Origin of the sequence: Marinobacter sp. AC-23 (genome assembly GCF_001858325.1) — a bacterium.
Lineage (GTDB): Bacteria > Pseudomonadota > Gammaproteobacteria > Pseudomonadales > Oleiphilaceae > Marinobacter.
Genome location: NZ_MBPP01000004.1, coordinates 58,128 through 69,785, shown reverse-complemented (window position 1 = coordinate 69,785; position 11,658 = coordinate 58,128). Strand labels below are relative to the sequence as shown.

Genomic DNA, 11,658 nt, shown 5'->3' with positions numbered 1-11,658 from the left:
ACATGAGACCAGTCCATATCGTCATCAAGCGCCAGCGGCAGAAGGTTGGCGAGAAGAACACCGACGACATCATCCTGGCTGTCGCCGATAACCGGAAACCGGCTGTGGGCAGATGCGATGATTTCATCCAGATACTCTTTCGGGTCCTGGGAGGCCCGAACGGTGACCATCTGGGAGCGTGGGATCATGATTTCATCCACACGCATATCCACCACCTGCATGGCACCTTCGATGATGCTCATGGCATCTACATCGATAATGCCTTGGGATTCAGCATCTCGCAGTATTTCCAGTACATCTTCGATAGATTCAGGCCCACTGGAAAAGGCATGTGATATACGCTCCAGCCAGGACTTGTTGGAGCCCTGACTGCGACTCGACTGATCGTCGCTCATGAGTCTTTTTCCGTTTCCTCTGCTGCGTAGGGGTTGCCGATCCCAAATTGTGCCAGCAACCGAATTTCCAGGGCCTCCATGGCCTCTGCGTCTTCATCGTTTATATGATCGTAGCCCTGAAGGTGCAGCATACCGTGGACCACCATGTGGGCCCAGTGCGCCGCTGAACTCTTGAACTGTTCGCGGGCCTCACCTTCTACCACCGGAGCGCAAATAACGAGATCTCCGGCTAATGGCACCGTTATACCGGCTGGCGCCTCAAATGGAAAGGACAACACATTGGTGGGTTTGTCCTTGCCCCGGTACTGATGGTTGAGCGCTTGGCCCTCGTCAACATCAACAATACGGATGGTTACCTCAGAGGGCTCCTGTTCCAGCCAGGCTGCTTGAGCCCACGCTTGAAACAGGGATTCTTCGGGTACGTCTTGCCCATCAAATGCGTTTTGAAAATCAACCGTCAGTTCACTCACTGCTTACGGTTGCCTCCTGCATCAAGCGAGTCATAGGCTTCTACAATCCGCTGAACCAAGGGGTGGCGGACAACATCCCTGGCCTCAAAACGGGTAAAGCCAATGCCTGAAACATTGCTAAGCACGCCCGCCGCATGGATCAATCCGGAATTCTGACCGCGAGGAAGATCCACCTGGGTGGTATCTCCGGTAATCACAGCCGTGGAGCCAAAACCTATCCGTGTAAGGAACATTTTCATCTGCTCGCGGGTAGTGTTCTGGCTTTCGTCCAGAATAATAAACGAGTTGTTCAGGGTGCGGCCACGCATGAAGGCCAAGGGCGCAATCTCAATAACGCTTTTCTCAATCAGCCGTGTGACATAATCAAAACCGAGCATTTCATAGAGTGCGTCGTACAATGGCCGAAGGTATGGATCCACCTTTTGTGCCAGATCGCCGGGCAGAAAACCGAGCTTCTCGCCCGCTTCTACCGCCGGGCGTACCAGCAGAATCCGCTTAACCTGCTCGTCTTTTAGAGCTTCCACTGCACAAGCTACGGCAAGCCAGGTTTTACCTGTACCGGCAGGGCCTATACCGAAGTTAATGTCGTGGGAGCGAATGCTGTGCACATACTTTTGCTGGTTCGCACCGCGAGGTTTGGCAGTGAGCTTTGGCGTTTTGATGGTGGTAAGCGAGCCATCAAAAGGCACGTCGTCGGGCAGTCGCTCAAATCCGGTTTCCCGGATGTACAAATGAACGGTATCCGGTGGAATGTGCTCGCTGGCCTCAGTTTCCCGATAGAGATGGCGAATCACCTCCACCGCAGCGGCAACGTGTTCGGTTTCACCTTCCACCCGAAAGTGATGGCCTCTGCGGCTAACTCTCACCTGCAAGCGTCGTTCGACGTGCTTAAGGTTCTCGTCAAACTGACCACAAAGGGTGGTCAGCCTGCGCTGATCTACTGGGTGTAAATCGAATTGTCTGGAATCGTTGGTGTCCAAATTTTCTCCGTTTATGCTCCCGTATAGTCTTCGGAAACATGTATATCTCATATGGGGGCAACGGCATGGAGTTAGAACCGTCTCCCAAAAAACGCCCGTAAATACGTCCATGTAGGGCTTGGTCGCGCCATCCTTGGCGCTCCACATTTTTGGGAGACAGTTCTAGCTCCATGCCTGTTTAAACTATGTGCAGGCTCGACACTTAAAAACAAGTGCGTTCCGATGCTTAATATAATTCCGAATCCACAGGCAAACCGCGCAGTGAGTTGGCGTAGGCTTCAACAATCTCGATGTCGATGAAGTTGCCGACAATCTCCGGATTTTCATGCCGGAAATTCACAATTCGGTTGTTCTCCGTGCGCCCGGAATACTCCCCCGGATCTTTCTTTGACAAGCCGGTTACCAGAATGCGCTGGGTGGAACCCACCATCTTACGGCTGATATCCATCACCGTCTGATTGATGCGATCTTGCAGAATCTTCAGGCGCTGCTTTTTCACTTCCATCGGTGTTTCATCGGGCAAGTCCGATGCCGGCGTACCCGGGCGAGCGCTGTAAACGAAGCTGAACGACATGTCGAAACCGATATCGTTGATCAGCTTCATGGTGTCTTCAAAATCTTTCTCGGTTTCACCCGGGAAGCCAATAATGAAATCCGAAGAAAAACTGATATCAGGGCGAATCTTGCGCAAGCGGCGAAGTTTGGATTTGTACTCCAGCGCCGTGTGGCCGCGCTTCATGGCCGCCAGAATGCGATCCGAACCGCTTTGTACCGGCAGGTGCAGGTGGCTGACCAGCTCTGGAACCTGCTCGTACACCTCAATCATTGCCTCAGTAAATTCCACCGGGTGCGAGGTGGTGTAGCGAATGCGGTCAATGCCGTCGATGGTGGCAATCAGCGTAATAAGCTCCGCCAGGTCCATCACATCGCCATCATGGGTCTCGCCACGATAAGCGTTAACGTTCTGACCCAGCAGGTTTACTTCACGCACATTCTGACTGGCCAGATGGGCGACTTCGGCTATCACATCGTCGGCCGGCCGGCTGACTTCTTCGCCGCGTGTGTACGGTACCACGCAGAAGGTGCAGTACTTGCTACAGCCTTCCATGATAGACACAAATGCAGATGGGCCGTCAGCCCCAGGATCCGGCAGGTTGTCGAACTTTTCGATTTCCGGAAAGCTGACATCCACCACGCCTACGCCGTTACCTTTCATGCGCACTTCGGAAATCATGTCTGGCAAGCGGTGCAGGGTTTGCGGGCCGAAGACCATATCCACATAGGGCGCGCGGTTAATAATCGCTTGGCCTTCCTGGCTGGCCACACAGCCGCCAACACCAATGATTAGTTCCGGTTTTTTCGCTTTTAGTTTTTTCCAGCGACCCAGCTGATGAAAGACTTTTTCCTGAGCTTTTTCCCGAATAGAGCAGGTGTTCAGCAACAGGATATCCGCGTCGTCTGGCGAATCGGTCATTTCAACCGCCTCGCCAGTTTTTAACAGGTCGGCCATCCGCGATGAATCGTATTCATTCATCTGACAACCGTGGGTTTTGATGTACAGCTTCTTTGCCATGGGTCTCAACACAACTGGATGTATGTGGCGCCTGGAGCATTCAAATGTCCGATATGGGCGCACTGAAAAGGAGAACTGCTCAGTATAACGGCGTGATCATTCCGTAACCAGCGCTGTCTCGGTAAACTGCCAGTCAAACCTAAAACGTCAGATCGGCCCGGGGGTGTGGTGGGGCTTTTCTGCCGGAAAAGATGTCTGAGCGCAGCGAGTTGCTTTTTCCAGAAGAAAACGCCCACCACGCCCCGGAGCCAGCCACCGTATTACTCTTCGCGACTCTCCAGATACCGCTCCAACTGCTCCCGCAAAACCTTAGGCAAACGCGTAATCGTAAGCGCATCCTTATCGCGATCATAATAGATCGCCTGATTCACCAAATCCGAAGAAAAAGACACACTCATGCCACCACCAGAACCCGCAATGCGCACCAGCTTCTTCACCTTGCGATGATCTGGATGCAACACACCGCTCTCCGGCATCTCCGCCGATTTATTCGCAAACTCCTTGAATCGATCAGGCTGATCTTCATCCAGATAGCCAGACAACGCCTCAATGGCAACCGGCTCACCCAGCGCATGCTGCTCCTTACAGAACTCATAGGCGCGGGTGCGCACCTCGCCGGCTTTCTCTGGCTCAGAAGACTTTGCAAACGCCTCCACTGCGTCCAGAAACGTCAGAGTTTCCTTCTCCACATCCACCTGATTGGTAAAACCACACAACCGAATAAACAGCTCCCCAGGATCACCCGTGCCGCGAGCATGAACCAGCGTAAGGTAATTCTCTGCTGCGTTATCCCCAAGCCAGTCATCCAGCTCAACCCGCATCGCCAGGTTCAAGCGCGATGTGCTCAGCACATCCGTTGTATCCAAGGCTTGGTTACCATCAAAACGCAGGGCGCCGTCGCTCTCCATAATCAGCAAATAAACAACATCCGAATCCGCCAGGGCCTCATGAACAACCATCAGCTGCCCTTGAAACTCCTCCTGAGAACCGGATAGCAACTCCTGCCACTGCCCGAATAGCCGGTCAGTGAACGCTGAAAAGCTCTGCTTGTCCTCCAGATAATCCTTCAGCCAGCCTTTAAACGGACTCTCGCCGATATCATCCGAAAACCGCCCGTACTTTTTACCTGGTTTGCTGTTGAATAGCCGCTTCATCTGCTTGTGCAAGCCTTCATAGTCGCCACCCGGCTCCTGCAGCGCTTCGCCACTCTGAAGGCGGGCCGGCTGCCCCGGCTGGTACTGACTCGCAAAAGCGGTGCGTAAATGTTTGATGGCCATAAACAGAAAAACCCTAGGAAGAAGAAACAAAAAAGCCCCGAAGGCTTAGCTTCAGGGCCACAGATTCTGCCACGGACAACCAATACATTCACGACTAAAAAGAGAATTATTGAGTTGGGAGTTAGCCAAGGAGCGGGGGTGTCTTTCCTTCTGGAAAAAGCAACTCGCTGCGCTCAGACATCTTTTTCCGGCAGAAAAGACACCCCACCCCTTGGCATCCATCACCGCATTAGTGCGAGATTAATGCTCGTTTTGGCTTAGATTTGTTTATTGCGAACCAACTCCTGAGCTAGCGCTGCCGCAGCACCTGAAACGTCCTCCGGCTTGTCTGCCGCTATCGAAACGTTGGCCACGTCAGTGCCAAGATTTACAACAATTGCGATCAGGCCGTAAGCGGTCAGCAGCTGCGCCGTGCGGCGGCGATCATCGGCATTACCGGCGTTATCTTCGCTTAAGATGACCGTGGTTTTTCCCTGATCGAACAACGCACGCTCCAGTGCGAGTGCAAGTGCTGGCGCCTGCTTGCCGGAGCAACCGATAATCAGTGGTTTTTGCGCCAGCCTGCGCTCACGCTCTTCCGGGCTGACCGGCTCGAGGGTTCCTGCCGTATCCGCCAAACCATCAATCATGCCGGCGCCAACGGTTACGTTGGTCAATCGGTCAATAACGATAAAGCTGCCTGTGGCGTGATTGCGCTGGTAAGCGTCAAACGCTATAGGCTGGCTTAGGGTGAGATCACACAGGCCAATTTCGTTCACTTGCAGCAGGTCTGGGTTGGCGTGCTGTTCCAGTGTATTCACGTCGGTCTGATAATGAATTTTACGAACCGTGCCTGACGTGAAGGTCGGGCCCAGCTTTATGTCGTACAGCCGCCCGGTGTGCAGAGGTGCATCAGACATCCAGACGATATTGGCTTTGAAGCGGTTGCCCACTTCCGGCTCGTCTTCCGGCTTTACCAGCATGTCGCCACGGCTGATATCAATCTCATCGGCTAGCGTTAGCGTGACGGCCTGATCGATATAGCCTTCATCAAGATTGCCATCGAATGTCACGACTTCTTTGACGGTGCTAGTGCGCCGTGAGGGCAGGGCCATAACCTTATCGCCCGGGCGAATCACGCCGGAGGCAATGGTGCCGCAGAAGCCGCGGAAGTTCAGGTTGGGCCGGTTAACGTATTGCACCGGGAACCGGAAGTGCTCCAGGTTTTTGTCGCGGTTTACCTCGACTGTTTCCAGGATGTCCATCAGCGGCTTGCCGCTAAACCAGGGTGTATTCTCGCTACGGTTGACTACGTTATCGCCTTCCAGCGCCGAGATTGGCACAAAGCGGATGTCCGTCAGCCCCAGTCTGGCGGCGAAGGCCAGATATTCCTCTCGAATCTCGTTGAAACGGTCTTCGCTGAAGTCCACCAAATCCATCTTGTTCACAGCTACTACGATGTGCCGGATGCCAAGCAAGGAGGCGATAAAAGAGTGCCGGCGTGTCTGGGTGAGCACCCCACGGCGGGCGTCGATCATCAAGATGGCTACCTGTGCCGTTGAAGCGCCAGTGGCCATGTTGCGGGTGTATTGTTCGTGCCCCGGCGTATCTGCAATGATGAACTTGCGCTTGTCGGTGGAGAAATACCGATAGGCAACATCGATGGTAATGCCCTGTTCCCGCTCGGCCTGCAAGCCATCTACCAGTAGGGCAAGATCCAGCTTTTCGCCGGTGGTGCCCATTTTGGCACTGTCGGTTTTCAGGCTGGCCATGTGATCTTCGTAGATCATTTTGGTGTCGTGCAGCAGGCGGCCGATCAGGGTGCTTTTGCCGTCGTCGACGCTGCCGCAGGTTAATAGGCGCAGCAATTCTTTGTTCTCGTGTTGTTTCAGGTAAGCCTGAATATCGTCGGCGATGAGATCAGATTGGTGTGACATATCAGAAGTACCCTTCGCGCTTTTTCTGTTCCATGGAGCCGGCCGAATCGTGATCGATCACGCGGCCTTGTCGTTCTGAACTGGTGGCCAGCAACATTTCCTGGATAATCTCGGGCAAGGTGTCTGCCTCGGATTCAATGGCGCCGGTCAGCGGGTAGCACCCAAGGGTGCGGAAACGGATGGATTTCATCATCGGTTTTTCCCCCTCTTTCAGGGGCATGCGGTCGTCGTCCACCATGATCAGTGAGCCGTCGCGCTCGACCACTGGGCGTATGGCCGAGTAGTAAAGAGGAACGATCTCGATATTTTCCAGATAGATGTACTGCCAGATATCCAACTCGGTCCAGTTGGAAAGCGGAAATACCCGGATACTCTCGCCCTTGTTCACCTTGCCGTTATACGTGTTCCACAGCTCCGGGCGCTGATTCTTGGGATCCCAGCGGTGGTATTCGTCACGGAAGGAGTAGACCCGTTCTTTGGCCCGGGATTTCTCTTCATCCCGGCGGGCGCCACCGAATGCAGCATCAAAACCGTATTTGTCCAAAGCCTGTTTAAGGCCCTGGGTTTTCATCACATCTGTGTGTTTCGCGCTGCCGTGGGAAAACGGCCCTATGCCTTGGTCTACGCCATCCTGATTGGTGTGTACGATCAGATCCAGCCCGTATTCCTTTACCTTGCGATCGCGGAAATCAATCATGTCCCGGAACTTCCAGGTGGTGTCCACGTGCATCAGGGGGAAGGGTAGCTTGCCTGGATAGAAAGCCTTGCGGGCAAGGTGCAACATCACCGCAGAGTCTTTACCAACGGAGTAGAGCATCACCGGGTTATCAAACTCGGCGGCCACTTCTCGGATGATGTGGATGCTTTCCGCTTCCAGTTGCTTCAGATGCGTAAGGTTGTATGTGGTCATGATAATCCGTTGCCGCGCGGGCCTTAAAGGCATGCAAAGTGAAGGGGTAACTATACCAGAGGCAATAAGGCTATAAGAAGTCTTGCGGTTAGAGTTTTAAGTTATAGCAATATAGCGCAGAAGGACAGGGAGCTTGCGGGGTGGAGAGTGTTCTGTGGCGTATGCTGTCCGTCAGATGAGTGGCGAGTCGGCCAGAAGCTTGCGCACGTACGTGTCCACATAATAAAAGCCATTGTCTTCAAAATCCGCAAACTGGATTCCTAGCTGGAACTCGTCCCTGGCCACTCTTCGCAGATGGACGATATTTCCATTGGCAACAATAGACACTGGCTGGGTAGCGATTACCGGTACAAAGAACCTTGCCTTAACGACAGCCAGGTTTCGGGGATCTGGAATTTTAAGGCGAGGTATCAGCTGGTTTACTGTTTCTTGGTTACAGGAAAGCATTACGCCGGTGCGGGAGAGGTTGGCAATTTTACACGTGAGTTGGTGGCCATCTGGCTTCTCGATAACAATGTCACACACAACATCGGCACGTTGCTGGTTACGCAGGTTTGGCTTTGCTGTGGCAGATGTCATGGGCACTCTTATGGGTACTGTTGGGGCAACCCCAAATTCAAAAAATGTTTCAGAACAATGTCTAAACGATGAAAAGTATAGTTGCTTGTTTTCTGATCAGCAACTTGAGTGTCGCACATTGTGGCAGGTTTTTTGTATTTTTGTGAACAGCGGTTCACATTTTTGACCTACGTCAGGCGTTTTGGCTCTGACCTCAGATACGACAAGCCGCCCCTGTAGCCAGGGTCGGCTTGTTGTACTTCTTTCTGATCAGGCAATCTCGACCAACACTTCACCCGGGGTTACCCGGTCGCCCTTGGTTACATAGATGGCCTCTACTTTGCCGTCGATGTTGGCGTGCACCTCTGTTTCCATCTTCATGGCTTCGGTGATCAGCACGGCCTGGCCGGCGCTTACGGTATCCCCTTCGCTCACCAGAACCTCTACCACATTGCCGGGCATGGCGGTGCTCACGTGGCCGGGGGTGGATGCCTTCTTGCGGCCGCTACCACTGCCCTCGGCCACATAGTCGTTAAGAGGCTCGAACACCACTTCTTCGGGCATACCATCGAGCGAGAGATAGAGTTTTCGTTTTCCAGCGCCTGAGTCTCCGGAACCCGTCACGGCCACCTCGTAACTTTCGCCGTGAACTTCAATGCGAAATTCCGTGGCTACGCCGGTGTTCAGGCGCTCCCGGGATGTGTCTTCTGGCGGCAACAGAGGCTCAGGCACCAGGGTGCCGGCTTTACGTTGTTGCAGGAATTCCCGGCCCAGGTCGGGGAACATGGCGTAGGTGAGCACGTCTTCTTCGTTGAGAGCCAGTTCACCAATGTCTTTGCGTAGCTTGTTCAGCTCCGGGCTGAGTTGGTCGGCGGGTCGGCCCTCATCAACCGATTCGTTGCCGATGGCTTTGTTGCGTACGTCTGTATTTACCGGCGCTGGCGGTTTGCCGTAGCCGCCCTGGAGGTACCGCTTTACTTCATTGGTGATGGTCTTGTAACGCTGGCCTGCCAACACGTTGTATACGGCTTGGGTGCCTACGATCTGTGAGGTGGGCGTAACAAGCGGTGGAAAGCCCAAGTCTTCCCGTACCCGCGGAATTTCGTCGAACACCTCGCGGATGCGATCCAGCGCGTTCTGTTCTTTTAACTGGTTCGCCAGGTTGGACATCATGCCGCCAGGCACCTGATTAATCTGTACCGAGACATCCTCGCGGGTGAATTCGCTTTCAAATTGCTGGTACTTCTTGCGTACTTCGCGAAAGTAGTCAGCAATCTCGCTCAGCAGTGTTAAGTCCAAGCCGGTGTCGTAGTCCGTGCCTTTGAGTGCGGCCACCTGGGATTCTGTCGCAGGGTGGCTGGTACCTGAGGAAAATGATGAGATGGCTGTGTCGATGCGATCCACGCCAGCTTCTATGGCTTTTAGTTGGCACAGCGGTGCCAGGCCAGAGGTAGAGTGGCTGTGAATGACCAAAGGTAGATCCACCTCTGCCTTGATGGCTTTCACCAAATCGAAGGTGGCGTAGGGCGACAACAGCCCCGCCATGTCTTTAATGGCGATGGAATCTGCGCCCATAGCCTGCATGTCTTTGGCTTGCTGCACAAACAGTTCGAGCGTGTGCACCGGGCTGGTGGTGTAGCAAATAGTGCCCTGGGCATGTTTGCCGGCTTTCTTCACCGCTTTCATGGCGGTTTCAATATTGCGCAGGTCGTTCAGTGCATCAAACACCCGGAACACGTCTATGCCGTTATCAGCTGCTTTTTGAACAAAAGCTTCTACTACGTCGTCGGCATAATGGCGGTATCCCAGCAGGTTCTGGCCTCGCAGCAGCATTTGCAGGCGAGTATTCGGCAGGGCCTCGCGCAATTGGCGCAGGCGCTCCCAGGGGTCTTCTTTCAGGAAGCGAACGCAGGCGTCGAAAGTGGCTCCGCCCCAGACTTCCAGGGACCAATAACCCACCTGATCCAGCTTCTCGCAGATAGGCAGCATGTCTTCGGTGCGCATACGGGTTGCGATCAGAGACTGGTGTGCATCACGCAGAACAAGGTCGGTGACTTCAATCTTTTTTGCATGTTTCATAATTCAATACTCCTGCGGATTACCAGCCTGCATGCGCGGCAATGGTGGCGGCGAGGGCAAGCGCAATTTCACTGGGGTGGCGCTTGGTTGAGTAGTTCAGCAATTCCGGGTGATCTGGTACAAAGCTGGTGTTGAATATGCCTTTGCGAAAATCCGGGTGTTCCAGAATTTGTTGGTAATAATTGGCGGTGGTTTTGATCCCGTGCAGGCGCATGTCGTCCAGGGCGCGCTTGCCTCGGGCGATCACCTCGTCCCAGGTCAGTGCCCATACCACTAGCTTCAGGCACATGGAATCGTAGTAAGGGGGGATTTCATAACCGGTATAAATGGCGGTATCCACACGCACGCCAGGGCCGCCGGGCGCGTAGTAATGGGTAATGCGGCCGAAGCTTGGGAGGAAGTCGTTTTTGGGGTCTTCTGCGTTAATACGAAACTGTAAGGCATAGCCCCGGTACTGGATGTCTTCCTGGCGATAGCTTAGCGGTAGGCCGGATGCAATGCGCAGCTGTTCCCGAACAATGTCCACGCCGGTGATGGCTTCGGTAATGGTGTGTTCAACCTGCACCCGGGTGTTCATTTCCATAAAGTGCACTTCGTTGCCAGACAGCAAAAATTCCACGGTGCCGGCGTTCTCGTAGCCTACTGCCTTGGCAGCACGCACCGCCAGATCACCTATGTACTGTCGCTGCTCTGGTGTCAGTTGCGGGCTGGGGGCAATCTCGATCAGTTTCTGATTGCGGCGCTGTATGGAGCAATCTCGCTCAAACAAGTGGATGGCATTGCCCTGGCTGTCTGCCAGTATCTGCACCTCAATGTGGCGCGGGTTCACAATGCACTTTTCCATGAACACTTCGGCGGAGCCAAACGCCTTTGTGGCCTCGGAAATCACACGTGGGTACTGCACTTTTAATTCTTGCGGTGTGTCACAGCGGCGGATGCCGCGACCGCCGCCGCCGGAAGTGGCTTTCAGCATCACCGGATAGCCGATGTCGTTGGCCAGTTTCAGGGCTTCTTCAAGGCTATCCAAGTTGCCCTCGGAGCCGGGTGTAATGGGAATGCCGGCGGCGCGCATGCTGTCACGAGCCTGGGTTTTATCGCCCATGCCGTGGATGACGCTGGATTTCGGGCCGATAAACGCCACGCCTTTTTGTTCGCACAGGCGTGCAAAGTTGGCGTTTTCTGATAGGAATCCGTAGCCGGGGTGAATGGCATCGCAGCCAGTTTCTACCGCCAGGTTTACGATGCGGGCAGGGTCGAGGTAGCCGGCCAGTGGGTCGTCGCCCAGAGAGTAAGATTCATCGGCTCGCTTAACGTGTAACCCGTAACGATCCGGTTCGGTATAGATGGCCACCGAGCGTATCCCCATTTCGGCGCAGGCTCGCACAATGCGAACGGCAATTTCGCCGCGGTTGGCTATTAACACTTTCTTCAGCATGGGAGGTTCCTCATTGCTTCGTCCCGATTGCAGGTAACAGAAAGAATAAAGGGATAGATGTTTAG

At 54.1% G+C, this 11,658-nt stretch carries 9 protein-coding genes and 1 pseudogene; all 10 read right to left on the bottom strand.

Features of this window, described 5'->3' with window-relative positions:
- Positions 1-395, bottom strand: a pseudogene (locus BCA33_RS03190) (magnesium/cobalt efflux protein); the annotation flags it as partial.
- The gene (gene ybeY / locus BCA33_RS03185; RefSeq protein WP_071263423.1) at positions 392-865 is read right to left on the bottom strand and encodes an rRNA maturation RNase YbeY; all 474 of its coding nucleotides are present in this window, start codon (positions 863-865) and stop codon (positions 392-394) included. The pseudogene BCA33_RS03190 and the gene ybeY, both read right to left, overlap by 4 nt.
- Positions 862-1,845, bottom strand: coding sequence for a PhoH family protein (locus BCA33_RS03180; protein ID WP_071263422.1), 984 nt, complete (start codon positions 1,843-1,845; stop codon positions 862-864). Before BCA33_RS03180 ends, ybeY begins: the two co-directional genes overlap by 4 nt.
- A gap of 226 nt (positions 1,846-2,071) precedes the next feature.
- Positions 2,072-3,418, bottom strand: coding sequence for a tRNA (N6-isopentenyl adenosine(37)-C2)-methylthiotransferase MiaB (gene miaB / locus BCA33_RS03175; RefSeq protein ID WP_071263421.1), 1,347 nt, complete (start codon positions 3,416-3,418; stop codon positions 2,072-2,074).
- A 260-nt stretch (positions 3,419-3,678) separates the two neighbouring features.
- Positions 3,679-4,695 carry a nucleoid-associated protein gene (locus tag BCA33_RS03170; protein WP_071263420.1) on the bottom strand — a complete coding sequence of 339 codons (1,017 nt, stop codon included), beginning with the start codon at positions 4,693-4,695 and terminating at the stop codon, positions 3,679-3,681.
- 257 nt (positions 4,696-4,952) lie between these two features.
- The gene (cysN, locus tag BCA33_RS03160; protein ID WP_071263418.1) at positions 4,953-6,611 is read right to left on the bottom strand and encodes a sulfate adenylyltransferase subunit CysN; all 1,659 of its coding nucleotides are present in this window, start codon (positions 6,609-6,611) and stop codon (positions 4,953-4,955) included.
- Between the two features lies 1 nt (position 6,612).
- On the bottom strand, positions 6,613-7,521 hold the full coding sequence (gene cysD / locus BCA33_RS03155) for a sulfate adenylyltransferase subunit CysD (protein ID WP_071263417.1): 909 nt from the start codon (positions 7,519-7,521) through the stop codon (positions 6,613-6,615).
- Positions 7,522-7,692: 171 nt separating this feature from the next.
- Positions 7,693-8,100: a PilZ domain-containing protein gene (locus BCA33_RS03150; protein ID WP_071263416.1), complete on the bottom strand. Its 408-nt coding sequence runs from the start codon at positions 8,098-8,100 to the stop codon at positions 7,693-7,695.
- A 249-nt stretch (positions 8,101-8,349) separates the two neighbouring features.
- Positions 8,350-10,158, bottom strand: a complete 1,809-nt coding sequence (gene oadA / locus BCA33_RS03145) for a sodium-extruding oxaloacetate decarboxylase subunit alpha (protein WP_071263415.1) — start codon at positions 10,156-10,158, stop codon at positions 8,350-8,352.
- Between the two features lie 19 nt (positions 10,159-10,177).
- A complete protein-coding gene (locus tag BCA33_RS03140; RefSeq protein WP_071263414.1) occupies positions 10,178-11,593 on the bottom strand; it encodes an acetyl-CoA carboxylase biotin carboxylase subunit in 1,416 nt (471 codons plus the stop codon).
- Positions 11,594-11,658 lie beyond the last annotated feature (65 nt).

Excerpts from the sequence above, each read along its gene's own strand:
- BCA33_RS03150 (WP_071263416.1), bottom strand. The coding sequence starts at position 8,100 with ATGACATCTGCCACAGCAAAGCCAAACCTGCGTAACCAGCAACGTGCC.
- miaB (WP_071263421.1), bottom strand. The coding sequence starts at position 3,418 with ATGGCAAAGAAGCTGTACATCAAAACCCACGGTTGTCAGATGAATGAA.
- BCA33_RS03170 (WP_071263420.1), bottom strand. The coding sequence starts at position 4,695 with ATGGCCATCAAACATTTACGCACCGCTTTTGCGAGTCAGTACCAGCCG.
- oadA (WP_071263415.1), bottom strand. The coding sequence starts at position 10,158 with ATGAAACATGCAAAAAAGATTGAAGTCACCGACCTTGTTCTGCGTGAT.
- cysD (WP_071263417.1), bottom strand. The coding sequence starts at position 7,521 with ATGACCACATACAACCTTACGCATCTGAAGCAACTGGAAGCGGAAAGC.
- BCA33_RS03140 (WP_071263414.1), bottom strand. The coding sequence starts at position 11,593 with ATGCTGAAGAAAGTGTTAATAGCCAACCGCGGCGAAATTGCCGTTCGC.
- cysN (WP_071263418.1), bottom strand. The coding sequence starts at position 6,611 with ATGTCACACCAATCTGATCTCATCGCCGACGATATTCAGGCTTACCTG.